This window comes from Lysinibacillus sp. NPDC093216 (assembly GCF_050280325.1).
In the GTDB taxonomy this organism is placed as follows: domain Bacteria; phylum Bacillota; class Bacilli; order Bacillales_A; family Planococcaceae; genus Lysinibacillus.
This window is the reverse complement of sequence record NZ_JBNNVB010000001.1, coordinates 22787-49693: the sequence shown is the minus strand read 5'-3', so window position 1 is coordinate 49693 and position 26907 is coordinate 22787. Positions and strand designations below refer to the sequence as shown.

Sequence of the window (26907 nt, the reverse complement as noted above, 5' to 3'; positions counted from 1 at the left end):
AGTTATTCAAGTAACTGGGCAGTTTAGTTGAATGAGGAAAAAATTACATATATAAAACAAGGCCATACATTGTTAAGATTTGATAGGTCAAGTATTCCATGGAAAGAAATTAGAGCGAGAGCGTTTCTTCAACAAGTGGAGACGTTTTTTTACTAACCAAGCAGTATACTATTGAAAAATAATATGAGTAAAGAATTAAGAGGGTGTTTTTTATTGAAAAGAAAATTTCAAAGACTTTAAAAGGCATAGAAGAGGATATTAAAAATGATGATTGGGGGAAGGCAAGGGATAGATTACACGGGTTAATATCAACCTTTCCAAATGAATTAGAACTCCGTAAAAAGTTGGGAGACATTTATTTCGAGTTAAAATATCCTGCAATGGCTGGTCGATACTGGTATTTAGAAGAGAATAAGACTCCATTAATGGTACATGCGTGTATTGAATTTGAAAAATCTATGGGAAATGACATTAATAATATAGCAAGAGCTTTAAAGTATAAAGGCGATATTGAACTTTTAAAAGGAATGGAATTAGACCCAGCACTTTTATATAAAGTAAAAGAATTAGTAGAAGAACCAGATGTTCCAATAGAATTTAAAGAAGATAAATTGATTATTTTGGGTTGTCTTTCAATAATAATTTTAATATTTATTTTTGCATTAGTTGGAGTTTATACATTTTTTAAATGGATATTTTAAATTAAAATTATTTTTTCAATAGAGGATAATAGAAAGAAATTTTTTCTAACGAGGTGTAATAGCTGAAAGTAAGGCTGTATTTGACGGATTTTTTAGTAAAAGGATAAGGTAAAAAGAAATTTAAAAGAAAAATATTTCTAATTGTATGGAGGAGTCACGTTGGTTAACGAAGTAATTACAAATGCTAAAGAAATGATTCAAAGGTCTGGAGCATCCACTAGGATAGCGACAGTTGGAGAAATAAATGACCTAAATGAAAAACTAGATATTCAACTTCCTGAATGGTTGATAGAATTAATGACTACGGTAGAAGTGTGTGATAGTAAATTGGTGGTTCCTCTAGATGAAGAAGCTGAATTACGAATAGAATTCTTGAATCCAAAGTGTATTATTCAAGAATGTTTATTAGCTGTTCCTGGATGTGCAGTACATAAAAACGGTTATATTTGTATCGGATTAGAAATAGGTATTGGAAATCCTTACGCAATAAATATACACGAAGGTAATAACCCTCCTGTCTATATATTAAATCATGAATATGGTGAAGAGAATGAGATGATAATTGAAAATAGACTAACTGTGGTAGAAAAATTATCTGACCTTTTCCTAGTTGCGACCATAAAAAAGTAAAATTGTTGAATAGCGCTTTTAAGACTTAATTTGTGAAGAATTACACTTACATTCTCGGGTGCTTTACTAGAAGAATCTTGAATTGTATGTGCAGTTCTTTTTTTCTTTATTGAATGAACAAGGCAGGTTAGTTCAACAGTGTTGTTTAACTTGTGTTCAACGATCGGGCCATATTATTGAATAACATTCTTTTATGAAAGGTAACCCAAACGACGCTTTGGGTGCATTTTAAGAATCCTTATTAAGGTATCATCAAGTTTTAATGAAGAGTAGTATATGAGATAGGAAAACACCTGAAATGTTGATACGATAACTTTTTAAATTATGAGATGACGAGCGAGGATAGGTATGGGGAGATAGGGCAGATTGGTGTAAAAAGGTTTTAAGGAGATAGGTGATAAAATGAAATACAATTATAATATAAAAGACCCTTCAAAAAAATATAATGAAGTGGTAGCGCAAGTTATTTCATTATATGGTTTGTTTTCGAGGAAGAAAAAATTAAGAGCGATAGAGTTTTTTTATAGTAAATTAAATGACGAAGATTTCGAAGTAGAAGAATTAGCTAGTGGATTTATATTCATAGGCATTTTATATCAAGAAATTAAAGATTATGAATCTGCAGCGTTTTTCTTTAATAAAGGCTACAGCTTAGGTAAAGACATCGCATTTCCTTATAACTCTGATTTAAAAAAAGTATTAAAAACTTTTCTAAAAGCAAGTCGAAAAGATCTATATGATTATTGGCGTTCAGATTTTATAAAGCGAAGTCTTTACGACAAAAAATTTAACAAATTGATGAATTCATAACTTCTCTTCTTCAACTAACTGGGTGCGTTAGTTGAACAGTGGAGCTATGAATAACATTAGAATAGAACATAAAATTAGAGAATTACTAACTCTTTTTGGAAGCTTTACTTTTCCTGGTCCTTTATAAAATCCGGAAAATTGAAATTTATTTCTGTATAACACGAAAATTAAAATAAGAATTGAAATACCAACTAACCAACCACCATTGGTATGATCTACATTTATTCCTAAACTCGCATAGATTAATTTCACCAAAGTCCCCATCATAGCACCTAGAATTAATAAAATTCCAGTTATTCGTATTAATTCCAAAAGTAATCTAAACATAATTCAAGTCCCCTTCGATTTTTATATTAAAATTTCTTAATAATAAGGGAATTCCCATCTTTTTGCGTCGGTTAATCCGATACGATGCTACACATGCCGGCTACTTAAACTGGCCTGCATCTTTCGTTCAATAAGAACCGTTAAAACTGTACGCTAAAACCATTAAATTTATGGATTCCAGTACCGAATTTAGTAAGTTTATTTTCATTCAAAAACTTAACTGCAATTTTTACTTCTTTTAAAATTTTTGGTTCAAGCCCTAAAGTATTATGTGAACCGTAAACCATTGAAACGTTTGGTATCTCTGAAATTTTTTTCAATGAATTGACTAAATCAACAGGGTTTGTTGAAGGATAAAAAGCATATATAGGGGTTTCATCATATAGTAAATCCCCTGTAAACAAATAACCGTTTGTTTCATCAAAAACACAAATATGACCAGGAGAATGTCCCGGAGTATGATAGATGACTAATTTTCTATTACCTAACTCAATTACATCACCATCAACTAACAAATCTGTAGGTTCCCTTTGAAATGGTTGATATGTGTCTGGATTAAATGTATTTGGAGTAGGTAATGTTATATCTCTACTAATATCTTTTCTAATTTGCCCTATTGACAAGCCTTTTATTCCATTCACTAACCAATCTTTATCTCCCTCATGAACATAGATTTTTTCAAATTCTCCATGACTTCCAATATGATCAGTGTGGACATGAGTTGTAATGACCTCAATCGGAAAGGTAGTCAATTGATCAGTAATTCTCTTAATATTATCAATTCCAAGACCAGTATCAATTAGTACCGCTTTTTGATTACCCAATAATAAAAATGAATGTACCTTCTCCCAATGTCCATATTCACTAATTGCGTAAGTATTCCAATCAATCTGTTGCACAGTAAACCACGAATCTTTAATCATCCATTACCTCCAAAAAATTATTTTACTTCCTTATTTGTTCTATAGTATAACCCAGTATCCTTTTGCCACTTATTGAACTAACCTGCGTCGATAGTTCAATAAAGAAAAAAGAGCTGCCTATGCAACTCAAGCCCCTGTTAGTTACAATTAACGCCCCCTGTATTTATTTTTTCTTCCTTTTAACTTAGAACGAAATAACATCTATAAGTTATTTATAAATCAATTTCATCTAGCACTTCTTCTGTGGATTTATTAATTAGTTTGATTGTTCCTTCTTCTAGAGCAGTGTCACTTTCAAAGTACCAAATATACAATCCTTTTAATTGATATTCTTCTAAGACTTCAGCAGGTAACATTTCTAAATTTAGTATTGTAGCATTTTTATCATCAAGTTGAAGAAGTCGGTCATCGCCATCTTTAATTACTCCAAATAGTAGATTTTCACCATATCCTTGATAACCGTTTAATTTCTCATAATTTCTTTTATTATCCATAGGGCCCCAAGTAAGGAAGTCTGCTTTCCATCCACAAAGTCCTTTTCGTACATACGTAGCTCCTAGATTATTCTTATTTTTTATGAAAAAGAAAAGAGCATTACTGTTTATTTTATAGGCTGGAATTAACTCTAAATCTTTTTCAACGGCAAATATAGCTTCTTGAGGTTCTGAATAGGAAATAGACTTTTCAGAAAATAACCATATAACAGTCATAAAAATTACGATCACTGCAAATGCGATAACTGTATTTTTGTTTAAAGTGCCTTTTTTCATTTGAACACCCCTATTATTCACCATTATTTTACCATAAAAATCTATGCCTCTATTCAATTAACTTGCCCCTTAGTTGAATAACCGATAGAAAAATTACTACATTTTTATTAAATATTTTAGACTTCTTTAAACACAAATAAAAGCTGAACTAATATCAAAATTAGTTCAGCTATAATAATAATGTTGCACATTGTATATACCGATCGATCTATTAAGTATATTACTTTAACTCTTTTTAATAATTTTTTAAAACGCCCTTTGTCTTTTAAAAGTTTTCCTCACCAACACGACAATCCCAACAAAAACAATCGCTCCAGCTGTATCCAAAATAACATCCTGTCCGCTCATCATGCGTTCTGGTATAAAGCTTTGACGGATTTCATCAAGCGTTGCTATAAGAGCTGTACCAGCAATAGCGACACCTGCGGCGAATCGACGTTTTCCCCATGCAAAGAAAATACCAAGTGCGATACAGCCGAATCCAACAAAATGTGTTAATTTTCGAATTAAAAATTCTACGAACTTAAAGTAACCACGTTCTTCCACAGAAACAACTGTGTCCCAATAAGGAATTTTTAACACAGATAATTGCTTTTCAAACGGTTTATTTGCTAATACTTGCTCCAACTCAGGAATAATAGACTGTTGTTCATAGGTCATACTAGAGGAGATTGCAAGTACTACTAAAAATGCTATTAAGATAAGCCATTTTTTCATCGGTGCTCCATATATTGGTCGGCTTTTGTTAGCTCTTTTATTGCTTTAAAATCTGTTATTGAATCAATTTTTTCATAGGCAACGAGTGTTTGTGCCAACTGTTCCTGTGAGCTTGCACCAATCACTGTTGAGGCTATAGTTGGTTCCTTTAGATTAAAGGCGATTGCTAGTGCATGTAAATCGTCATAATGTGAAGATAAGCCTGTTAATACTGCTGTTAATTCGTCCGCTGTATATGTGTTAAAGCCGTTGACACGCTGTAAACGTTCTTTCCAGCTATTTGTTAGTAAACCTTTTGCAACAGTCCCGCGTGTTACAACAGAAGCCCCTTCACTTGCGATAAAGTCGAACCATTCTTCTGGTCGACGGTCTAAAGCACTGTATTGCATCATGACACTTTTAGCGGAGCTTGTTGGTAAAAAACGCTTTAGTACATTTGGTCGAATAGAGGAAATGCCATATTCTCGAATCAATCCATCCTTTTTCAACTCTTCAAAAGTGTTGATAATGCCATCCCAATCGTCCTCAATCGTCCCACCATGTAATTGATAAACATCAATATAGTCAGTTCCTAGTCGTTTTAAGCTAGCGTGGAGAGCTTCCTTTATATAAGACGGAGATGCATCCCAATGCCAACCTTCTACACCTTCTGTCCATCGATTCCCAACTTTCGTAGCGACTATAACATCCTGACGACGTTTCCCTAAAATAGCGCCAATAATTTCTTCATTTGCCCCAAAATCATATAAATCGGCTGTGTCGATGTAATTAATGCCAGCATCTAGTGCCATAGCGACGATTTCAGCAGCCTTTTTCTTATCTGTCGAAAGAGACATGCCCCCTAAACTAATTTCTGAAATAAACAATTCACTTGAGCCAAGCTGTCTTTTTTTCATGCCAATGCCCTCCTTCGATTTCTCTACTTGTAATGGTACAATGAACATATCTGAAGAACAAGCGAGGTTATAGTCAATGAAAAAGTTTGAGGAAAAAACGACAAAGACTACACCCATTTATGACGGGAAAATTGTGAAACTACAGGTTGATGATGTCACTTTACCGAATGGTAATGTTGCAAAAAGGGAGATTATAAAGCATCCTGGTGCAGTTGCAGTTATTGCTGTTACCGATGAAGGAAAGTTAGTATTAGTGGAGCAATATCGCAAAGCTTTAGAACGATCAATTATTGAAATACCAGCTGGCAAGCTAGAACCTGGTGAGGAGCCGATTGAGACCGCGCGCCGCGAATTAGAGGAAGAAACAGGTTACGGTGCACAATGCTTAACTTATTTACAAGCGTTTGCAACATCCCCAGGCTTCGCAGATGAGATCATCCATCTATTTGTGGCAAAAGATTTATATAAAATTGAAAACAAAGCAGATCTAGATGAGGATGAATTTGTCGAATTATTAGAAGTTTCGTTGGAAGAAGCGGGGCAAATGGTTGCAGATGAGCGTATATTTGACGCCAAGACAGCATTTGCAGTACTTTGGCTTGCGGCACAATAAGAAAATATCTTTAGCATAATAGAAGCGGACGAGCATAAGCTGTACAAACCTTGATAGAAAAGGAGCATGTTTATGTCTCGTACGGTGTCTATATTTTATCACGCATCCATCATTGCTGTGAGTTTCGTTTGTGGCGTTATCTTATTTCATATTATTGGTGGGCCGAATGCAGAGCCTTTTATTTCATTTATAGAGCCTCGATTAACAGATGGGGACAGGCATTCTCTATTTCGTTTAGTGCTACCTGTTGCTGTTTCAATAGCGCTTGTACTATTGCTTGCAACACATAGTGTCCTGAAGGTTCTAGTACGTGTAACAGTGGCGATACGTGCTACCTTTTTTGGCTTTAGCTCCGTTTTTTTATTACAGAAGCTTGAAGCTTTCTGGGTTTATACGATTTGGTGGTTTCCATTTCAGCTTATCTATTGTATATTGTTGCTAAACCTATGCAATTTACTTGTACCAGCTTGGTCAAAGAGAAAAATCGGGAAAATGATACATGGTCGGACAATTTTGTTGAATTTTATCGTATTTTTCATCATAATAGTGGCTGAGTTTATTGTTATTTCTTATGTATTAAATTGATAAATACAACATGAAAATGGCTCATCACCAAAGGTTGTGGATGGCATTTGTTAAAACGTTTACCTGTTATAAAGTTGATTGGAGTGAAGACTGGACGCCCCCAGGAAAGCGCCCAGTCAGAATGGAAATCAACCACATGTTATGGTGATGAGCTATAAAAATTTAACTTCTTTCAGCAATTTTTTTCTGTAGCGAAAGCAAAGCGTCAGCTACAAATGTTTTGTGTAACGTAAGTGAAACGGCAGTTACAATTTTTTTCTGTAGCGAAAGCGAAGTGTCAGCTACAAATGTTTACTGCGCGAAAGCGAAGCGTCAGCGGCAAATGTTTACTGCGCGAAAGCAAAGCGACAGCGGCAATTATGCCGAGGCATAATTGATTATCAGGTAAAAACATACAAAAGCATATTCGAAATATACTCACTATCTTGTAATAGGATTTACTCCTTTGGTATAATGGAAAGAGTTTAGGGGGGCGTCACATGGAGAGCCGAATTGATCGTATAAAAAAACAGTTGCATAGTGCTAGTTATAAGCTGACGCCGCAGCGAGAAGCAACAGTTGCTGTACTGCTTGAGCACGAGGAAGACCACCTAAGTGCAGAAGATGTTTACCTTTTAGTAAAAGAAAAGGCACCGGAAATTGGTCTAGCGACTGTCTATAGAACGTTAGAATTACTAACTGAGCTCAAAATTGTCGACAAAATCAACTTTGGCGATGGCGTTTCGCGCTATGATCTACGCCAAGAGGGAGCTGCGCATTTCCACCATCATCTAGTTTGTATCGAATGTGGTGCGGTTGATGAAATTCAGGAAGATTTACTTGAAGATGTGGAAGCCGTTGTTGAAAAACGTTGGAACTTTATCATAAAGGATCACCGACTAACTTTCCACGGCATTTGCTGGCGCTGTCATGATAAAAACGACGAGGTATCAGAAGAAAAGTAAAAAAGATGTCCCAAAAAGTTTTATGACTTTTTGGGACATCTTTTTTTATTAGCAAAATTTTGTTGTTTTATTTAATCCGAAATTTTATTTTTAATAACTTTTGAACGGTCTTGGATATCTGTAATATGTAACGTATCATTTGATAATTTCATTGTGTAACGTTTTTCGCGCTGGTATGACCAAGTACCATCTTCAGTTTGATAGAAATCGAAAATTTCTGTTGAATCAAGAATGATTGTGGATGGATCAGTAGCATATATCTTGTCAATCATATTAGATTTGAAATCATAGGAATAGTAACCGAATGTGTTATGGTCGGTTACGAATTTACTGTAATCTTTACGTATTTGTGTACCTTCTAAAAAATAATCCTGAACATAACTAAAATCAGCATTTTCTAGAGCGTACTTGTAGTTATTACGGAAATCATAGAAGAGTGAACGAGCCGAGTCTTCATATTCAGATAAGAATGTTTGCGTTGCTATTTGATTTGCTTTTTTTTCTTCTTCAACTTTTTGTTTAGCCTGTACTGAGGTAAATTGAAGGTGATTTTCTGTATTATTCAGTGTAATAATTTCGGATTTTTCTTCTTGTCCATCTTGTCCTTTTTTAACAGCATATACTTTAACAGAATCATCTAGCTTTGCAGCAAAAAGTTTAACATCTTGTGCTTTCTTTCCAGTACTTTTTCCGTTAATAAATACAATTGCATCTTCAATATCAGATGTAAGATGTATCTGATAATCAGCAAGATCTATTGAAAGAATCTTTTTGTTATCTTCTGTATTGGAAAGCGTTAGCCCACCTTTGATTTCATTTTGAAAATATTCATCTTGTAACGATAAATTATAAGTGTAAATACCAGGGGCAAATTTACCGATTTTTTTTACTTCATCAGAAAGTTCTGTAGAAACCAATTTTCCTAATTTAAATTTCGTGTCGAGCTTAACAGGACTAACAGTATTAACACTTAATTCAATTGGCTGAATATCAAATGTATATTTTTTATAGAATAATAAGAAACTATTTTCTCTTATTGTTATTAGTTTTGAATCATCCGTATTTGTTATTGGTGCTGAATATCCTTTTTTCATTAATTCATTCAACTTTTCTTCTAACTCAGGATTAATATTTTTAGTCCAATCTTGACTCTCCATATAGTTGAAAAATGCTTTGCTATCAATAATTGTTTCATCAGGAAATCTGAATGATTGGGCGAATTTTTCATAATCTTCATCTATAAAATATTTGTTCAGGTTAGCTAACTGTTTTTGGGGATCCAACTGACTTTTAATTATAAAATGTCCACCAACTAGCAGTGCTAATATAGCAAATATACTACCGATAATTACCTTTTTTGTTGTGCTCATCGGTACTTTATCTGGGGATTTTTTAGGGAAGTAGTTGTGTTGATTTTGATGTTCCTCATCTTCTTTTTGGATATGTTTCACAACATCCGTTTCTTCAGAATGAATAGCTGAGAGTTTAGTACCGCATTCTAAGCAAAATTTCTCATTCGATAGTGCTTGCTTTCCACAATTCTGACATTGACGCATTATAAAACTCCTTTTTTATAAATATAATATAAATATACCATGTAAAATCATAGAATAAAGGATAACTTATTGAATAATTATAAATTAATGGATATCATTATGGTAAATAGAGGTATAAAAAGTGGAGGAAGTGTGTAAATGATTGATATGAAGGATATAAGTGTGATGGAGCTGAAGGATTTAAAAAATGGGTTAAAAATGGTGAAAGATAAGCGAATGGAACTGATAGTTAAATTAGGAGAACTGGTTCATTTGCAACTGTTAAATGAGACACTCAATCCTGATGAATTAACAGAAATTTCCTCTGAAATTGCATCGCAAGATCGCTTGATGTACAGATATGGTAAGCAGATAACACTTATGAATGCAGCATCACAACAGTGTTCAAAATGCTTACAACCACTTGTAGAGACTGCAAAATTCTGCGGGAATTGTGGTACATTGAATCCTACTTATGTTGATCCAAATACAGTGTATAAGTCATGCGGAAGCTGTTCTGAAGAAATACATGGGACTGCTCTATTTTGCCCATGCTGTGGTATGAAGCAGGGGGAAATATAATGACTTGTAGGCATTGTAATGAGCAACACCCTAAATATTTTACATATTGCCCCAAAACGGATGGCATTATTGAACAAGAGCCGCATAAATATACATATGCAACGAATGATTTTTGCTTATCTTGTGGGACGAAAAATGAAGAGTCAGGCTCGTTTTGTAGTCAATGTGGCTCATTAACAATTAAAAAAGTAGAGCAAAAAGCAACATTAAATAACGTAATAAGCAAAACATTAAAAAATGTTAACGTACCAAACATGGGGAATATGAAAGGTCAAGAATTAAAGACATTGTCAAAAGAAAAAGTGAATTTCTTTAAAAATAATCCACTATTCTTTGTTCCTGTTGTTGTGTCCATTTTATTATTATTTTTGTTTACTTTCTTTGTGAAAAGTAGCATTTTAGATGTAGCAACGGTTGATCAAGGTCGAGAAGAAACAGCCATAATAAAAGCAATTATGGATGACCCTTCAGAGTTTGAGGATATGATTTATAAGGAGTTTGGTGTCAGATTAAGTATACCTAATGTACTCTCGCTACCACGCTTAGTGACAGTGCTTCATAATGTTAAGGCGGAAGGGCATGTTGTGTTAGGTGCAGTTTATGATCAAAATTCCTTGAATATATCTATGGACAATGTGTTATTTGGTCTAATGTTCATTCCTATTATTGCTTTAGCAATAGGTGGTGTACTATACGGTATTCTAGCAAGGAAACATAATTGGCCTTTATACCAAGGAATTGTTTATTCAACAATTGTCTATGTTATTGTGATGTCAGCTGTCTCTATTATGTCAAATTTCAGTACTAGGATTGGTGAAGTAGAAACTAAAGGGCTCTTTAAGATTGAGGTTTCAATGAATTATTCTACTTTGGATATGATTCTTTCAGCGACTAGCTTATCAATTGTCATATTTGGGTTTACTGCAATTTTAACTTATTTTAATAAATCTATTTTTGAAAAGTTGAGCTATCAAGTAAAATATGTCCAATATGCTATGTTTTCTGTAGCAATTACATGTATTGGGTTACTTATTAATTTCTTAAACATTTATTTTAGTTTGGATAAAAAGGGTTTAGAATCAGAATTGCCAGAGGGATTATTTGGAACTGTTTCGATTTTTAGTAGTATTTATATGGGTACTTGGAATTGGATATGTACGTTTTTTTCAAAGCTACATCTGAATGTATTAAGTGATGGTTTGTCAGAGAGCGTATCTTACAGCCTTTTTGGGAACGATAAATCTGGTGTATATAATTCTTACTTTTTAAATAGTTTATTTGAAGAAGGTAAATTTTCGGTATTGCCTTCATTTATATTAGTACTAATCACGATCTTATTGATTGGTGCAGCAGGCTATATATTATATATTGTCCATCGTATGAATTGGAAAGAATGTTTGATTTTTGCCGGTATATTTACAGCGCTACAGTTGATGCTTATTTATTTTGTGAATATTCAGCTCGATTTTGAAGCTACCGGTAAAATAGTTCAGTTTTCATTTGCGTTTGAAATGATTGCAACAGTGTTACTTGTTTTTATCGTCTCTTTTGCAAGTTTTGCCGCTGGCGGTTTTTTGCGACAGTATCAATTGAAAAAATAAATAAACTGCCTCCCTTATGTTGAAAGTGAAGGGAGGTTTTTTTTTGTAGAGAAAGCATTTGGTTTATTGAACATGTTAATATGAAAGATAATAGATTGTTAAGGGGGCGCTGTGATGAATGAATTTCAATATGCAATAGAGGATTATATCCACTTTATCCAAGTAGAACGGCAATTATCTGATAATACATTAGCATCCTATCGCCGAGACTTAGAAAATTACGTGAATTTTTTGCGGGAAGTAGAGGGAATGTCTGATTTTCGTAAAGTGGAAAGGACGACCATTTTGCGTCATCTAGAGCAGTTGCGTATGCAAGGAAAGACAAGTCGTACTGTTGCCCGCCATATTTCCTCCATTCGCAGTTTCCACCAATTTTTACTCCGAGAAAAGCGAGCAGAAACAGATCCAACTGTCCATTTAGAAATGCCGACCATTGAGCAAAAGCTACCAAATGTCCTTTCTATTGAAGAAATAGAAGCTTTATTAGCGACACCAAATCGCAGCAAACCACAAGGCATTCGCGATGTGGCAATGTTAGAGCTATTATATGGGTCAGGAATGCGCATTAGTGAGCTGATTGCATTGGATTTAGCAGATATTCACTTAACAATGGGCTTCGTACGCGTTTTTGGTAAGGGTGGCAAGGAACGTATCATTCCCCTTGGAAAAAGCGCCCTTTCTGCATTAAGTACTTATTTAGATGGCGCACGAAGTCAATTACAAGGGAAATCTCCAAAAACAGAAGCTTTTTTTATCAATCAAAGAGGAAAACGTTTAACAAGGCAAGGTTGTTGGAAATTAATGAAGGAGCACGCTTTAAAAGCAGGCATCCAACATGAATTAACGCCACATACATTACGTCATTCCTTTGCAACACATTTAGTGGAGAATGGTGCGGATTTACGAGCAGTGCAAGAGATGCTTGGACATGCCGATATTTCCACAACACAAATTTATACTCATATTAGTAAATCACGACTATCAGAGGTTTATAAGCAATTTCATCCACGTGCTTAAGAGAAAAATTTATCGGTCGGAGGTCTGACCTTTATTTTTCGTTGTTTTTTGGTAAAATAGAGACATGAGATTAGGAGGCAAAATTATGAATAAACCATTTGAAAAAATCCATGTAGTAGTATTGGACTCAGTTGGAATTGGTGAAGCTCCAGACGCAGCGAATTTTGGAGATGTAGGTTCACATACTCTTGGACATATCGCTGAAAAAATGAATGGGCTTACAATGCCACATATGGAGTCTTTCGGCTTAGCAAACATTGAACCGTTACAAGGTATGCAAGCTACCGACAAACCAAAAGCATATTTCGGAAAAATGCAAGAAGCATCTGTTGGTAAAGATACAATGACAGGGCACTGGGAAATCATGGGTTTGAATATTGATAAACCGTTTAAAGTGTATCCAGAGGGATTCCCTGCTGAACTAATTGCAGAGCTGGAAGAACGTACAGGCCGCAAAGTTCTTTGCAATGAACCAGCAAGCGGAACTCAAGTAATCGAGGACTTCGGCAAGGAGCATATGGAGACAGGAGCGATTATTGTCTATACATCTGCTGACCCTGTTTTGCAAATTGCTGCACATGAAGAAATTATTCCACTAGAGGAATTATATAAAATTTGTGAAATTGCTCGTGAGTTAACATTACAACCAGAATATTTAGTTGGCCGTGTTATTGCTCGTCCATTTGTCGGTACACCAGGAAACTTCGAACGTACGTCTAATCGTCATGACTATGCGTTAAAGCCATTTGGTCGCACAACGATGAATGTCTTAAAGGATGCAGGCTTAGATGTTATAGCAATCGGAAAAATCTCTGATATTTTCAACGGTGAAGGTGTCACTGATGCAGTACGTACGAAAAATAATACGGATGGTATGGATAAGTTTGCAGAAGTAGTACGTCGTGATTTCCATGGTATAAGCTTCTTAAACTTAGTGGATTTTGATGCGAATTTTGGACATCGTCGTGACCCACTAGGTTATGGTAACGCACTACAAGAATTTGATACACGTTTACCAGAAATTACTGAGGCAATGACAGAAGATGATTTACTAATCATTACGGCTGACCACGGTAATGATCCAACATTCCCTGGGACAGACCATACACGTGAATATGTACCGTTAATTGTCTATTCACCACGTTTTAATGGTGGTAGCGAGCTAGCACTTCGTGAAACTTTTGCAGATATTGCAGCAACAGTTGCTGAAAACTTCAAAGTAGAAGCACCGGAGTTTGGTAAAAGCTTCTTAACAAATCTGAAGTAAGGGGGATTTTCGATATGAATATGGCGCAACTATTTGAAAAGAAAAAGCAAGGCAAGGAGCTATCACAAGCTGAAATTCAATATTTTGTAGAGGGTTACACTACTGGTGCAATTCCTGATTATCAAGCAAGCTCCTTACTAATGGCAATCCGTTTATTGGGTATGACATATGATGAAACATTTTATTTAACAAAAGCAATGATAGAATCTGGAGATGTTATTGATTTATCTTCTATCGAAGGTTTTAAAATTGATAAACACTCGACAGGCGGTGTAGGCGATAAAGTTACACTAATTGTTACGCCAATTATTGCTGCACTAGATATTCCAGTGGCGAAATTTAGTGGTAAGGGTCTAGGCATTACAGGTGGTACAATCGATAAATTAGAATCGATTCGTGGCGTTAAAACAGAGCTTTCATCACAAGAATTTATCGACAATGTCAATAAACATAAAATTGCAGTGGCTGGTCAAACAGGTAATCTTGTACCAGCTGACAAAAAATTATATGCATTACGAGATGTGACGGGTACTGTCGATTCCATTCCACTTATTGCCGCGTCTATCATGAGTAAGAAAATCGCAAGTGGTGCAGACGGCATTGTACTTGATGTTAAATGTGGCTCAGGCGCATTTATGAAAACAGAAGAAGAAGCGCAGGTTTTAGCTGATACGATGACTGCAATCGGTGAAAAGCTAGGGCGTAAAGTAGTTGCGCATATTAGTGATATGGATAATCCACTAGGTAAAATGATTGGCAATAAGCTTGAAGTAGTAGAAGCATTTGCTTTATTAAGTGGCCGTATGGACGAAACGCATGAGGATCTGCTTGAGGAATGTATTATTATTTCTTCGCTTATGTACCAAGTTGCAGCAGGTGTAAATGAGACTGAAGCAACAGCTGCTGTTAAACGAGTGTTAGAGGATGGTTCAGCAGCTTCAAAATTTGAAGAATTTATCGTAGCTCAGGGTGGCGATTTAGCAGATATCGTGCAAAAAGACACAGCAAATAAAGTAGCTATCAAAGCAACTACTAAAGGCACTGTAGGGACGATTAATGCTTTATTAATCGGGGAAGCTAGTGTTGGTCTTGGCGCAGGTCGATTAACTAAGGAATCTGAACTTGATTATGATGCTGGTATTCAATTGATTGCCAAAAAAGGCGACCATGTTCGTGCTGGCGAAACGATTGCTTATTTATATTCGAATAGTCAAATCGATGAGGAAACAATCGAAAAAGTACTGAAGGCTTATACAATTGCATAAATAATACGAAGCGAGAACTCTCTTTGATAAAGGGGTTCTCGCTTTTTTTTGTTCTGTGGGAAGGCGGAGAGTCTTTGTGGCGGAAAGAAGAGGTTAAGCGGCGGAAAGGAGCTAAGGCGGCGGATGGATGAGGCGGAGTGACGGAAGGAATAGTCTGAGCGACGGAAGGAAGGGTCAAAGTGGCGGAAAGAAGTCAGAGCGACGGAAAGAAGATTCGGAGTGACGGACGAATAGTCAGAATCGTGGATAGAACCGACAAAGCGACGGAAAGAAGAGCTGGAGCGACGGAAAGAAGAGGCAGGGTGGCGGAAGGAAGAGCCTGAGCGACGGAAGTAAGGGTCGAAGCGACGGAAAGAATAGTCGGAGTGACGGAAAGAAGAGCCGGAGCGACGGATAGAGCAGCCAGAGTGACGGAAAGAAGAGCTGAAGTGACGGAAAGAAGTCAGGGCGACGGAAAAAAGAGCCGAAGAGACGGAAGGAATAGTCAGAGCGACGGAAAGAAGGGCCGAAGTGACGGAAAGAAGCTAGAGCGACGGATAGAAGATTCCAAGTGACGGAAAGAAGACCAGGGTGGCGGAAGGAAGAGCCTGAGCGAGAGAAGAAAGGATCGAAGCGAAGGAAAAAAGTCAGAGCGACGGAAAGAAGAGTCGAAGTGACGGAAAGAAGTCAGGGCGACGGAAGGAATAGTCTGAGCGACGGATAGAAGATTCCAAGTGACGGAAAGAAGAGCCAGGGTGGCGGAAGGAAGAGCCTGAGCGAGGGAAGAAAGGATCGAAGCGAAGGGAAAAAGTCAGAGCGACGGAAAGAAGAGTCGAAGTGACGGAAAGAATAGTCTGAGTGACGGAAGGAATAGTCTGAGCGACGGAAAGAAGTCAGGGCGACGGAAGGAATAGTCTGAGCGACGGATAGAATAGTCGGAGTGACGGAAAGAATAGTCAGAGCGACGGAAGGAAGGTTCGAAGCGACGGAAAGAAGTCAGTGCGACGGAAAGAATAGTCAGAATCGTGGATAGAACCGTCAAAGTCGTGGATAGAAGTGTCAAAATCGTGGATAGAGCCGTCAAAGTCGTGGATAGAAGGATCAAAATCGTGGATAGAACCGGCCAAGCGAAGGATAGAAATCAGAGCGACGGATAGAGCAGCCAAAGTCGTGGATAGAACCGACAGAATGATGGATAGAACAGCTAAAGTCGTGGATAGAACCGACAGAATGATGGATAGAACAGCTAAAGTCGTGGATAGAACCGTCAAAGTCGTGGATAGAACCGTCAAAGTCGTGGATAGAACCGTCAAAGTCGTGGATAGAAGTGTCAAAATCGTGGATAGAACCGGCCAAGCGAAGGATAGAAATCAGAGCGATGGATAGAGCAGCCAAAGTCGTGGATAGAACCGACAAAATGACGGATAGAACAGCCAAAGTCGTGGATAGAATCGACAAAGCGACGGATAGCAAAAAACATCGTGCTGTTGCTGCCGCTACGTTGCACAACGCTTTCGCACAGTCAAAACACGTTGCTGCCGCTACGTTGCACAACGCTTTCGCACAGTCAAAACACGTTGCTGCCGCTTCGCTTTCGCGCAAAAAACATCTGCTGCTGCCGCTTCGCTTTCGCGCAAAAAACATCTGCTGCTGCCGCTTCGCTTTCGCGCAAAAAACATCTGTTGGCCCAAGTGGCTCAACGGACGCCCCAGGAAATCGCCCAGTCGGAAAGGAAATCAACCTCACGTTATTATAAATTAAAAATTTTTGTAAAAAGAGTGCCTCACGTTTAAAAAATGTTGATTTATCCCATACTGCATTTAACCAAAAAAGCTATAAGTATGTCGATTTGACACTATTTCGGAAGACTTTGCACTAGTTCTGTCAGCCGCAAGGAATCACCACATTGAATGTGGAATTGCACGAGGAGGAGGCGATGTTCATGCATTTTCAATTAGAGATGGTAACAAGAGAGACAGTAGTTGTACGTTTATTTGGGGAGCTCGATCATCATGCAGTAGAGCAAATTCGAGCTAAAATTTCTACAGCAATTTTTCAAGGGGCTGTAACGACCATTATTTGGAACTTAGAGGGGCTTTCCTTTATGGATAGTTCAGGTGTAGGTTTAGTACTTGGTCGAATGCGTGAGTTAGAGGCAGTCGCAGGACGAACAATTTTATTGAATCCATCGCCGACAATGCGGAAAGTGTTTCAATTTTCAGGTTTAGGGCCGTGGATGATGAATGCAACTGAAGAGGAAGCGATTGATCGAGTTAGGGGGATTGTAAATGGATAACGAAATGACATTAACTTTTTTAGCAATTAGTGAAAATGAAGCCTTAGCGCGTGTAGCGGTAACAGGTTTTATCGCACAATTAGATCCAACAATTGATGAGCTATCCGAATTTAAAACGGTTGTCTCAGAGGCAGTTTCTAATGCCATTATTCACGGTTATGAAGAGAATGGTAAGGGTGTTGTTACAGTTCATGCAAAACGTGAGGATGATATTGTAACAGTGTCTGTTATGGATAAAGGTATGGGTATTGAGGATGTTAGCCAAGCGATGGAGCCGTTATTTACGACGAAAGGTGCGATGGAACGTTCAGGTATGGGCTTTACCATTATGGATAGTTTTTCAGATCAGTTGACAGTAATGTCCAAGTGGCAAGAAGGTACAACTGTCACGTTTACGAAGAAATTTTACTCAGTTCGCACACCGGTAATGTGAGGATGCGATCTTGAAGCCGCTAGAACAGTCGTCCGATAAGCTATTGTCACAGGGAGAAATGCGAGATTTAATTGCACGTGCACAGCAGGGCGATCATGAGGCTCGTAAACGAATGATTGAAGGAAATACGAGGCTTGTGTGGTCTATCGTCCAACGTTTTGCAAGCAGGGGCGTGGAGCTCGAGGATTTATTTCAAATTGGCTGCATAGGGCTCATGAAGTCTGTGGATAAATTCGATCTAACGTATGATGTTAAATTTTCGACATATGCTGTACCAATGATCATCGGAGAAATTCAGCGCTTTTTAAGAGATGATGGTATGGTGAAGGTTAGTCGATCTATTCGTGAGCTTAATTTTAAAATTCGTCATGCAACTGATGAATTCATTAAAAAAAATGAGCATCCACCAACCATTCATGAGTTAGCACAAGCTCTTGGTGTCACCTCTGAGGAAATTGTAACAGCTTCCGATGCATTAAGAGATCCTGCTTCCTTACATGAACAATTGTATGAGAGCGAAGGGGATTCTATTACATTAATGGATCAGATGAAGGACGAAAAATCTGAGCAGCCATTTGACTATATACCACTAAAAGAGGTGCTCACAAGACTTGAGCCTAGAGAGCAATCCATTATTTATTTACGGTATTTTTCAGATTGTACCCAAACTGAAATTGCTAACAGGCTCGGGATATCTCAAGTTCAGGTATCGCGATTAGAGAAAAAGATTCTTGCTCAATTAAAAAATTGGATGGCCACAAGTGCCACAGTTGAAGAGGAAGAAGTAAAAAAAGACATCTAAGAAAATGGTGACAGCATGACAGAAAAAGATAAACTTTTTAACAGCTTAGAAGAAGCCGAAAATTTTCTTAAAGAACAATTTGGTGACGGCGAATCATTTGACGTTAGTATTAAGCATGTATTTGTCAAAGATTTGCCGGTTCTTTGTGCATATATAAGCGGACTTGTGGATGGAATAGTGTTAACACAATTACTCTCTAATTTGTTGCCTGATGAGGACATTGATATTGAGGATGAAAAGGAGTATTTTGAAGCCTATTTCAATTACCAAGGCCGTTCAGAGGAAACTAAGCGTGAAGCCATTTTATTATCAATATTAAGTGGACAAGTTGCCTTTATAACGAAAAGTGGTTATGGCTATGTTGCTGAAATTCGAAGTTACCCAGGACGTACCCCTGCGGAGCCTGACAATGAAAAGGTTATTCGTGGATCTAGGGACGGCTTTATAGAAGGTATTTCACAAAATGTTGCTTTGATTCGTCGGCGAATTCGCAATAGTAATTTACGTTTCGAGCTACATAAAATATCCGAAATCGGTCAAACCGATGTCGCGCTAGCGTTTATAAAGGGTATTGCGAGTGATGAAACGCTCGATAAATTGCGGCAGCGTATTAAAGAAATTAATCATGATGGCTTGACTATGACTGATAAATCATTAGAGGAATGGCTGTTTAAACAGAAGTTTCATCCAGTTCCATTTGTACGTTACACGGAACGACCAGATATTACCGCAGCGCATTTGCTTGAGGGACATATTGCCATTGTTGTCGATACGTCTCCTTCTGTCATTATTGTGCCAGCAACTGCTTTTCATTTACTGCAGCATGCTGAGGAGTACAGGCAGGCACCATCAGTCGGAACCTTCGTCCGTTTTATGCGCTATTTTGGAGCAATTATGGGTTTATTATTATTGCCTTTGTGGTATTTATGTGCAACGCACGGGATACATTTACCGGATGAGTTATCCTTTTTAGGGGCAAAGAAAAAATCACATATCCCACTGTTACTACAAGTACTTATTGGAGATATAGGGATAGAATTTTTGAGGATGGCCGCCATTCATACCCCATCACCTTTATCCACTGCGATGGGGTTAGTTGCCGGTGTAATTATTGGTCAGATTGCTATTGATGTTGGGGTATTCACGCCAGAAGTAGTGTTATATACAGCTGTTTCAGCTATTCTGACATTTATTATTCCGTCATATGAGCTCGGTATCTCCATTAAACTCTTTAGATTAGTGTTGTTAATCATGACTGGAATTTGGGGAGTTAATGGGTTATTTATCGGGATCTTTATATTATTTACGTATTTATGTTCATTACGTCCGATGCAAGCGCCATATTTATGGCCACTTATTCCGTTCTTTCCAACAGCGATGCTTCGCGTACTTGTCCGTTTCCCAATGACAGCAGATGCATTAAGACCTTATGTAGTCGATTCCGAACATCGAAAAAGATCATAGGAGCCGTTGCACTCGCTTTTTTCATGTGATAAAGTTCACATATAGTATTTTGTGATTTTTGCGAAAATTGTCTTCATTCATCAAAAGGTATACCACGACAAGGTGTTGGCATATATGTGATATTTGCCCCCGTGTACTGTTCGAACCCTTGTTGAATGAAGCAATACCTCAATAAGGATAGATTGCCTATATCCTTTCTAAAAAATGAGGAGCGATTTATCACAAGATGGAACGATGTGAAAAGGGAGAGATGCACATGCATTTATATGGAACACAAGCGATTTCTGAAGATGGTCATTTAACGATTGGACAGGTAGATACATTAGAACTTGCAAAAGAGTATGGTACACCTTTATTTGTGTATGATACAGCGCTTATTCGGAAGCGTGCACGCGGCTTTATTGATACGTTTAAAAAACTAGGTGTAAAAGCAGAAGTAGCTTATGCTTCAAAAGCATTTGCATGTGTAGCTGTGTACCAATTAGCGGCAGAAGAAAGTCTATCTTTGGATGTGGTCTCTGGTGGAGAATTATTTACAGCTTTAAAAGCAGGTTTCCCTGCAGAGCGCATTCATTTCCATGGTAATAATAAGAGTATTGCAGAATTAGAATTAGCCTTTGACTCGAAAATCGGTTGTATTGTCGTGGATAATTTCTATGAAATTCAACTTTTACAAGAAATCTCAGAGCGCCGTCAACAAAAAATGCGTATTTTATTACGTGTCACACCAGGTGTTGAGGCACATACGCATGATTTCATTACGACAGGTCAAGCGGATTCTAAATTTGGCTTCGACTTAAATAACGGTCAAGCAGATGAAGCTTTCCAACAAACTTTTAACCATGAATACTTAGAGCTTCTAGGATTACACTGTCATATCGGCTCACAAATTTTTGACACAGCGGGCTTTGGCTTAGCGGGAGAAAAACTAATTGATAAGATTTCTGATTGGAACAAGACTCACGATTTTACATGTACTGTGTTAAACTTAGGAGGGGGCTTCGGAATTCGTTATACTGAGGAAGATGCACCGCTTGAGCCACAAGTATATGTAGAGGATATGATTACAGTTGTAAAGAACAAAGCGACTGTACTTGGTCTAACTATGCCGGAAATTTGGATTGAACCAGGTCGATCACTTGTAGGCGATGCAGGAACATCACTTTATACAATTGGTTCACAAAAAACAGTACCTAATGTTCGTAAATATATTGCTGTCGATGGTGGTATGAGTGATAATATCCGTCCAGCATTATATGATGCGAAGTATGAGGCGGTCATTGCAAGTAAAGCAAATGAATCAAAAAGTGAAACATATACAGTGGCTGGTAAACTTTGTGAATCTGGCGATAAATTAATTATTGATGCTAAGCTTCAGGAAGCAGCTTCTGGTGATGTGCTAGCAATCTTCTGTACTGGTGCGTATGGATATTCGATGGCGAGTAACTATAATCGTGTACCACGACCAGCAGTTGTATTTGTAGAAAATGGAAAGCATCAATTAGCAATTCGACGCGAAAGTTATGAAGATATTGTACAAAACGATCTCCCGCTAACGTTAAAAAAGGGTGAGTAAATATGAGAAAAAACAAATGGGTATTACTAGCGTCCATTTCAACTTTTATTTTGTTGTGGGGCGTTGTCTATTGGGTATTGGCGTCTAAAGGTATTCTCGGACCTGGTTCGTAAGACAGAAATTGACTTGCGGTAAAAGTACAAATCGTGTAGGATAGTCAAAGATTATGTACAGCTAGAAAATGAGGGAATAGACAAATATGTTAATTCGATATAAAAAAGCTTTCGAGAAAATAGCAATGGGGCTACTCTCGTTTATGCCTAACGAAAAAGACATAAAAAAGCTCAAAGAGACAATCCACTCCTATGAAAATGATGATAATTGGGTTTTATATTTATGGAAAAAGAACGATGAGTATGTAGGCATTGTTGGACTTGTAACAGACAGTAATAATATAGCTATGATTCAACATGTTTCCGTTGTCCCTTCTTATAGAGGCGAGGGTGTTGCGAAGGAAATGTTACAGGAAGTAGCAGACCTTGGCCAGTATGAAAGTGTGCGTGCAACAGAGGAAACACGTAATATTGTTCAAAAATGTATAAATTGTATCGATGAAGAAGCAGACGATCATTGACGTCTGCTTTTTCTTTGTTTGCTTTCTTGACGCTCTGCAAGAATATGTGAGCGATCTCGAAGCATATGTTTATGAAGAAGATAGTTAGAGTTACTTGGTGGTAAAATCTGTATGCGAGCGAATACTAATTCCTCTAATATGGCTGAAAGAGGAAGTTGAAATGTTTGAAAGGACTTGCCCTTTTGGGTAGCAGAAAGTGAATCTGTTAGTTGTGTTAGTAGAATTTCGTAGTCGATTTCGTCAAAAAAGATGTGGCCCATATTATGTTGAAAATTATGGAGTGCTTTTTCTAATATTCGCGCAGCACCAATAAAATTGTCACGTCGCCAATGATATAAACCTGTTGCGAGCTGTACGTATCCAACGAGAGGGTGCTTTTTATCACCTGGAGCAATATCCTTCCAGTATTCTTCAAGGACTTCATGGCATTCAAAAAAATCTTGATTACCATTGAAAAAAGCACAATAGTCGATAAATAAAGTGTGATGCTGTGGATGCATTTTGGACTCCTTTCTACTATACTAAAAGAACATAGAATCTCAGGGTGGTAAAACAATGTCTTATGAAGTAAAATTAGAAGCCTTTTCAGGGCCTCTTGATTTATTATTGCATTTAATTCACAGATTGGAAATTGATATTTATGATATCCCAATGGCTGAAATTACTCAACAATATATCGACCATATACATGCTATGCAGGTACTTGAGTTAAATGAGGCTAGTGAATATTTAGTGATGGCTGCAACATTATTGGCCATTAAAAGTCGTATGCTCCTGCCAATTCATGAAGGTGAGCTTGAAGATGCCGAATTAGAAGTCGACGGCCCAGACCCTCGTGAAGAACTGGTGCAACGTTTAATAGAGTATAAGAAATATAAAGAAGCAGCAAGTAGCCTGCAAGAGCTTGAAACAGATCGTGCACAGGTATTTACACGGCCTCCAGCTGATTTATCAGAGTTAGCATCAGATGAGCAAATGGCGTTATTTGATTTGAACGTCAACATCTATGACATGCTTGGAGCCTTTCAAAAACTGATGCGTCGAAAAAAATTAAAGAAACCGCTAAAAACAACTGTAGCGAGACAAGAACGCTCAGTGAAAGATCAAATGCGTTCAGTTGTCGATTCATTACGAAATACAGGTGGACGTGCATCATTTTCCGAGCTTTTTCCCTATGAAGATAAGCCAACGCTTATTCTGACGTTTTTATCTATTCTTGAACTGATGAAACGTCAGGTCGTCATCGTAGAGCAAGACGGTAACTTTGAAGAATTAACAGTTACATTACAGAAGGAGGAATGGGATGATGAGGAAAACAATGATGCTGCAGAGTAGAATAGAAGCCTTATTATTTGTTGTTGGAGACGACGGCTTAACCATTAAACAATTGTCACAACTTTTAGGCGAACCGGAAGAGTTAGTTGTACAAACAATGGAAGTATTGAAAACAACATATGAAGAAGATTTAGCAAGAGGCGTTACTATAAAAGAAATGGCTGGAGTTTATCAGCTTATAACAAAATCTGATTTAGCAGATACCATTCAAAGATTAGTAGAAAATCCAACCGCTCAATCATTATCGCAAGCCTCACTTGAGGTATTGGCTATTGTGGCATACAAACAACCAATTACACGTGTAACAATTGAAGATTTACGTGGTGTGAAATGTGAAAGACCAATTCAAACGCTCGTTTCTAGAGGGTTGATTAAGGAAGTTGGTCGCTCGGAAGGGACAGGACGTGCAATCTTATATGGTACTACAAAAGAATTCTTAAACTACTTTGGATTAAATAGTATGGATGAAATGCCGCCTTTACCTGAAGAAGAGTTAGTTGAACAAGAGCAAGAAACAGATCTATTTATGACGAAATTCCAAGAAACTTTTAATGGAGTAAAGTAAATGAGCAAGGCATAATTGATTGGTATAATACTTAGCTTGAAACATAAATATAATCTATATTTTCCTATTACTTTTAATAAGGAGTGGCTCGTTGCTTCGGTTAGTACGTTTAATATTGTTCATGATAGTCGTGGTAATGTTAATGCTTCCAGAAACCAGTTTAGCACGGGGGGGTAGCGGATATGCTGTTTTAGATGGTGATACGGGCCGTGTTTTATTTGAATCAAATAGTGATGCACGGTTACCAATTGCTAGCTTAACAAAAATTTGGACAGCACTTGTTGCTATTGAAAATAGCAATCTTCAAGATGAAGTAGTTATTTCACCGAGGGCTGCAACGGCTGAGGGCTCGTCAATTTACTTGCAAGCAGGTGAAAAGGTTACGGTAGAAACACTGTTATATGGTTTGATGCTTCGCTCAGGAAATGACGCAGCAACAGCTTTAGCAGAGCATGCTGGTGGATCGGTAGAAGGGTTTGTCAAGTTAATGAATGAGCGGGCTGTTGTTGCTGGGCTCACAAATACAGTATTTATGAACCCGTCCGGTTTGCATCATGATGAGCACTTATCGTCAGCGAGAGATACTGCTGAAATGTTAAGGATTGCTCTCCAAAATAAAACTTTCAAGAAGATTGCCTCCACAGTTCTATATCGTGCCAATACTGAAAACGGGATGTTATGGGAAAATAAGCACCGTTTATTACGAGAAGGATCAGGGGTTGCCATCGAAATAGGGGATGAGACACAACAACCTGTTAATGCATTAAAATCAGCTAAAGGTTCAGCATTTGCCGGAAAAACAGGCTTTACAAAAGTAGCTGGTCGGACCCTTGCAACCGCCTTCCAAAAGGACGGGCAAACATGTATTGTCGTCACTTTGAATGAATCCGATGACTGGAATGTACATCGAGGTTTAGCCAATAAGGTTTGGCAAGATTACAGCCTTGAAACAGTGGTGAAAAAAGGTAAATATAAAGTCAATAAAAACCTCTCCATTCGTTTAGAGGAACCAATTCTTTTACAGTTAAATAAAGAAGAAAAAGAAAGTGTAAGGCAAGTTTTGCATGTCTCTAGAAAACGTAAGGAAGGTGTACTGTCCATCTTTCTAGGTGAAGAGCGTATCTATGCAGTGCCAGTAAAAGTTGAATCAGTGGATCGTTAAAAGCGATTCGCTGTTTTTTTATGGCCCGCATTTAGATAACGTTTGGGGCGACGCCAGTACCATTCGTGAATAAATTTAGAATTATTTAACAAGCGATGAGCAATTTGGTAAAATTAATTAGAATAGTATTTAATTAGATTTTTGGAATATTAATAGAGGGGAGAAATTATTTATGACCACTGAATCAAGCAAGAAGCAATATCAAATAGGGGTAATAATAATTTTATTCTTGTCAAGCTTTATCGCTCCTTTTATTTTTTTATATCCTATTCAAGAATTGTTTTATCGACCAAAGGAATATTACTTTTTTGATCCTTTTTTTACAGCCTATATTGTATTAATGGTAGTATTATTCATGTTAGCAGTCATGTTATTAATCAATTTTTTAGTGACTCCTAAAACAAAAAAAAGGAAGAAAATTCAACGAGGAATCGTGGGGTCATCGTTTGTAATTGCTAGTGCATTGATATTTTTATGTATTAATAACTATCAATATATTGATACAAAAGGAATTCATATGAATCAATTTTTTAGTTTGCAAGAAGATTATACAAGCTGGGAAGATATTGTAAAGGTTGAACAGACTATTGTGGAGAAAAATGGTGTCAGTTCACCGGAAAAATTGATTTTCACATTACAAGATGGTTCAATAATTGAACAATCTTTAACCGAAAAGTTATCAAGCGCGAAGCAATTTATTAATAAAGAATTAAGTAACTATGGACTTAAAATCGAAAATAAATATAGTGGAAATGAGTAGTAATGAAAGGCTGCCGAAAATGGTGGCTTTTTTTTGTTTTATAAGAAATTAAGAGCGCTCGCTATTTGATTAAAAATAATAAGAGGATTTGATTAAAATTGGATCATCACCAAAAGATGGGGATGACATTTGCTACGTAGATAAAGCTTGAAAGGTAGATGTCGATAAAATTCAGAAGTTGGTAGATAAAATTCAAAAGTTGGTGGATAAAATTCAGAAGTTGGTAGATAAAATTCAAAAGTTGGTAGATAAAACTCAAAAGTTAGGTGATAAAACGTAAAAGTGTTCCGATAAAATTCAAAAGTTGGAAGCCATTTTGCTAAAACGTATTCCACGTATATAAATTGATCTTCGTTCCGGTTGGTTGACTCCTTGGGGATTAACGTCGCAGATGAGACACTGCCGCAAAGCGGAGAGAGGAACGAAGACTAAAATAGTCACGTCTTGTGACAACGCCTTCGTGACCAACATGCTGCTGCTGTCGCTTCGCTTTCGCGCAAAAAAACATCTTGCTGCTGTCGCTTCACTTTCGCGCAAAAAAACATCTTGCTGCTGTCGCTTCGCTTTCGCACAATAAAACCTGCTGCTGCTGTCGCTTCACTTTCGCGCAAAAAAACATCTTGCTGCTGTCGCTTCGCTTTCGCACAATAAAACCTGCTGCTGCTGTCGCTTCGCTTTCGCGCAATAAAACCTGCTGCTGCTGTCGCTTCGCTTTCGCGCAATAAAACCTGCTGCTGCTGTCGCTTCGCTTTCGCGCAATAAAACCTGCTGCTGCTGC

General features: G+C 37.3%; 30 protein-coding genes. 22 read left to right on the top strand and 8 right to left on the bottom strand.

Annotated features, from left to right (window positions below; all coding sequences use genetic code 11):
* The first annotated feature begins 212 nt into the window (after positions 1-212).
* The 3 genes from ACQKOG_RS00260 to ACQKOG_RS00250 all read left to right on the top strand — a co-directional run bounded on the left by ACQKOG_RS00260 (position 213) and on the right by ACQKOG_RS00250 (position 2141).
* A complete protein-coding gene (locus ACQKOG_RS00260) occupies positions 213-701 on the top strand; it encodes a DUF6584 family protein (RefSeq protein WP_427444817.1) in 489 nt (162 codons plus the stop codon).
* A 159-nt stretch (positions 702-860) separates the two neighbouring features.
* Complete coding sequence (locus ACQKOG_RS00255) at positions 861-1331, top strand: SMI1/KNR4 family protein (RefSeq protein WP_370075059.1); 471 nt, start codon at positions 861-863, stop codon at positions 1329-1331.
* Between the two features lie 402 nt (positions 1332-1733).
* On the top strand, positions 1734-2141 hold the full coding sequence (locus tag ACQKOG_RS00250; RefSeq protein ID WP_370075058.1) for a hypothetical protein: 408 nt from the start codon (positions 1734-1736) through the stop codon (positions 2139-2141).
* 27 nt (positions 2142-2168) lie between these two features.
* Here the strand turns inward: ACQKOG_RS00250 and ACQKOG_RS00245 are convergent, their stop codons facing one another.
* From ACQKOG_RS00245 to ACQKOG_RS00225, 5 genes are all read right to left on the bottom strand, one after another.
* Complete coding sequence (locus ACQKOG_RS00245) at positions 2169-2468, bottom strand: hypothetical protein (protein WP_370075057.1); 300 nt, start codon at positions 2466-2468, stop codon at positions 2169-2171.
* A gap of 140 nt (positions 2469-2608) precedes the next feature.
* Positions 2609-3391 (bottom strand): MBL fold metallo-hydrolase, encoded by a 783-nt coding sequence (locus tag ACQKOG_RS00240; protein ID WP_427444232.1) that lies wholly within the window; start codon positions 3389-3391, stop codon positions 2609-2611.
* A 212-nt stretch (positions 3392-3603) separates the two neighbouring features.
* Positions 3604-4218, bottom strand: coding sequence for an aspartyl-tRNA synthetase (locus tag ACQKOG_RS00235; protein WP_370075055.1), 615 nt, complete (start codon positions 4216-4218; stop codon positions 3604-3606).
* 189 nt (positions 4219-4407) lie between these two features.
* Positions 4408-4878: a VanZ family protein gene (locus ACQKOG_RS00230; protein ID WP_370075054.1), complete on the bottom strand. Its 471-nt coding sequence runs from the start codon at positions 4876-4878 to the stop codon at positions 4408-4410.
* Positions 4875-5774, bottom strand: coding sequence for an aldo/keto reductase (locus ACQKOG_RS00225; protein ID WP_370075053.1), 900 nt, complete (start codon positions 5772-5774; stop codon positions 4875-4877). Before ACQKOG_RS00225 ends, ACQKOG_RS00230 begins: the two co-directional genes overlap by 4 nt.
* 76 nt (positions 5775-5850) lie before the next feature.
* On the opposite strand from ACQKOG_RS00225, the gene ACQKOG_RS00220 reads away from it, so the two are divergent.
* The 3 genes from ACQKOG_RS00220 to ACQKOG_RS00210 all read left to right on the top strand — a co-directional run bounded on the left by ACQKOG_RS00220 (position 5851) and on the right by ACQKOG_RS00210 (position 7916).
* Positions 5851-6387 (top strand): NUDIX domain-containing protein, encoded by a 537-nt coding sequence (locus ACQKOG_RS00220; protein WP_370075052.1) that lies wholly within the window; start codon positions 5851-5853, stop codon positions 6385-6387.
* A gap of 72 nt (positions 6388-6459) precedes the next feature.
* Positions 6460-6972 (top strand): hypothetical protein, encoded by a 513-nt coding sequence (locus tag ACQKOG_RS00215; protein WP_427444227.1) that lies wholly within the window; start codon positions 6460-6462, stop codon positions 6970-6972.
* A 479-nt stretch (positions 6973-7451) separates the two neighbouring features.
* Positions 7452-7916: a Fur family transcriptional regulator gene (locus ACQKOG_RS00210; protein WP_132363163.1), complete on the top strand. Its 465-nt coding sequence runs from the start codon at positions 7452-7454 to the stop codon at positions 7914-7916.
* 71 nt (positions 7917-7987) lie between these two features.
* Here the strand turns inward: ACQKOG_RS00210 and ACQKOG_RS00205 are convergent, their stop codons facing one another.
* A complete protein-coding gene (locus ACQKOG_RS00205; RefSeq protein WP_427444223.1) occupies positions 7988-9472 on the bottom strand; it encodes a TcaA 3rd/4th domain-containing protein in 1485 nt (494 codons plus the stop codon).
* 138 nt (positions 9473-9610) lie between these two features.
* Here ACQKOG_RS00205 and ACQKOG_RS00200 point away from each other — a divergent pair, with 138 nt between their 5' ends.
* The 12 genes from ACQKOG_RS00200 to ACQKOG_RS00145 all read left to right on the top strand — a co-directional run bounded on the left by ACQKOG_RS00200 (position 9611) and on the right by ACQKOG_RS00145 (position 22307).
* Positions 9611-10033, top strand: a complete 423-nt coding sequence (locus ACQKOG_RS00200; protein WP_427444220.1) for a zinc ribbon domain-containing protein — start codon at positions 9611-9613, stop codon at positions 10031-10033.
* Positions 10033-11634: a hypothetical protein gene (locus tag ACQKOG_RS00195; protein WP_427444217.1), complete on the top strand. Its 1602-nt coding sequence runs from the start codon at positions 10033-10035 to the stop codon at positions 11632-11634. The genes ACQKOG_RS00200 and ACQKOG_RS00195 overlap by 1 nt, the downstream gene beginning before the upstream one ends.
* Before the next feature lie 114 nt (positions 11635-11748).
* Positions 11749-12651, top strand: coding sequence for a site-specific tyrosine recombinase XerD (xerD, locus tag ACQKOG_RS00190; protein ID WP_402872013.1), 903 nt, complete (start codon positions 11749-11751; stop codon positions 12649-12651).
* 85 nt (positions 12652-12736) lie between these two features.
* Positions 12737-13918 (top strand): phosphopentomutase, encoded by a 1182-nt coding sequence (deoB, locus tag ACQKOG_RS00185; protein ID WP_402872010.1) that lies wholly within the window; start codon positions 12737-12739, stop codon positions 13916-13918.
* 14 nt (positions 13919-13932) lie between these two features.
* Positions 13933-15183 (top strand): thymidine phosphorylase, encoded by a 1251-nt coding sequence (locus ACQKOG_RS00180; protein WP_427444213.1) that lies wholly within the window; start codon positions 13933-13935, stop codon positions 15181-15183.
* Positions 15184-16540: 1357 nt separating this feature from the next.
* Positions 16541-16918 (top strand): hypothetical protein, encoded by a 378-nt coding sequence (locus ACQKOG_RS00175; RefSeq protein ID WP_427444210.1) that lies wholly within the window; start codon positions 16541-16543, stop codon positions 16916-16918.
* A 186-nt stretch (positions 16919-17104) separates the two neighbouring features.
* The gene (gene spoIIAA / locus ACQKOG_RS00170) at positions 17105-17458 is read left to right on the top strand and encodes an anti-sigma F factor antagonist (RefSeq protein WP_370075042.1); all 354 of its coding nucleotides are present in this window, start codon (positions 17105-17107) and stop codon (positions 17456-17458) included.
* Positions 17451-17891, top strand: a complete 441-nt coding sequence (spoIIAB, locus tag ACQKOG_RS00165; RefSeq protein ID WP_370075041.1) for an anti-sigma F factor — start codon at positions 17451-17453, stop codon at positions 17889-17891. The genes spoIIAA and spoIIAB overlap by 8 nt, the downstream gene beginning before the upstream one ends.
* A 10-nt stretch (positions 17892-17901) precedes the next feature.
* Positions 17902-18693, top strand: coding sequence for an RNA polymerase sporulation sigma factor SigF (gene sigF, locus ACQKOG_RS00160; RefSeq protein WP_370075040.1), 792 nt, complete (start codon positions 17902-17904; stop codon positions 18691-18693).
* 15 nt (positions 18694-18708) lie between these two features.
* Positions 18709-20157: a spore germination protein gene (locus tag ACQKOG_RS00155; protein ID WP_402872002.1), complete on the top strand. Its 1449-nt coding sequence runs from the start codon at positions 18709-18711 to the stop codon at positions 20155-20157.
* Between the two features lie 256 nt (positions 20158-20413).
* Positions 20414-21733 carry a diaminopimelate decarboxylase gene (gene lysA / locus ACQKOG_RS00150; protein WP_370075038.1) on the top strand — a complete coding sequence of 440 codons (1320 nt, stop codon included), beginning with the start codon at positions 20414-20416 and terminating at the stop codon, positions 21731-21733.
* 199 nt (positions 21734-21932) lie between these two features.
* Positions 21933-22307 (top strand): GNAT family N-acetyltransferase, encoded by a 375-nt coding sequence (locus tag ACQKOG_RS00145; RefSeq protein WP_132363147.1) that lies wholly within the window; start codon positions 21933-21935, stop codon positions 22305-22307.
* Here ACQKOG_RS00145 and ACQKOG_RS00140 read toward each other — a convergent pair.
* On the bottom strand, positions 22301-22807 hold the full coding sequence (locus ACQKOG_RS00140) for a DUF309 domain-containing protein (protein WP_370075037.1): 507 nt from the start codon (positions 22805-22807) through the stop codon (positions 22301-22303). The two genes, ACQKOG_RS00145 and ACQKOG_RS00140, sit on opposite strands and share 7 nt — an antisense overlap.
* Positions 22808-22862: 55 nt before the next feature.
* Here ACQKOG_RS00140 and ACQKOG_RS00135 point away from each other — a divergent pair, with 55 nt between their 5' ends.
* The 4 genes from ACQKOG_RS00135 (at position 22863) to ACQKOG_RS00120 (ending at position 26129) form a co-directional block, all read left to right on the top strand.
* Positions 22863-23642 carry a segregation/condensation protein A gene (locus ACQKOG_RS00135; protein ID WP_370075036.1) on the top strand — a complete coding sequence of 260 codons (780 nt, stop codon included), beginning with the start codon at positions 22863-22865 and terminating at the stop codon, positions 23640-23642.
* Positions 23614-24207 (top strand): SMC-Scp complex subunit ScpB, encoded by a 594-nt coding sequence (gene scpB / locus ACQKOG_RS00130; protein ID WP_402871995.1) that lies wholly within the window; start codon positions 23614-23616, stop codon positions 24205-24207. Before ACQKOG_RS00135 ends, scpB begins: the two co-directional genes overlap by 29 nt.
* Before the next feature lie 91 nt (positions 24208-24298).
* Positions 24299-25369, top strand: coding sequence for a D-alanyl-D-alanine carboxypeptidase family protein (locus ACQKOG_RS00125; protein WP_415731695.1), 1071 nt, complete (start codon positions 24299-24301; stop codon positions 25367-25369).
* A gap of 172 nt (positions 25370-25541) precedes the next feature.
* On the top strand, positions 25542-26129 hold the full coding sequence (locus ACQKOG_RS00120) for a hypothetical protein (protein WP_427444202.1): 588 nt from the start codon (positions 25542-25544) through the stop codon (positions 26127-26129).
* Positions 26130-26566: 437 nt separating this feature from the next.
* On the opposite strand, the gene ACQKOG_RS00115 is transcribed toward ACQKOG_RS00120, so the two are convergent.
* Positions 26567-26907, bottom strand: a 341-nt coding sequence (locus tag ACQKOG_RS00115; RefSeq protein WP_427444199.1) for a hypothetical protein, incomplete at its 5' end; no start/stop codon positions are given.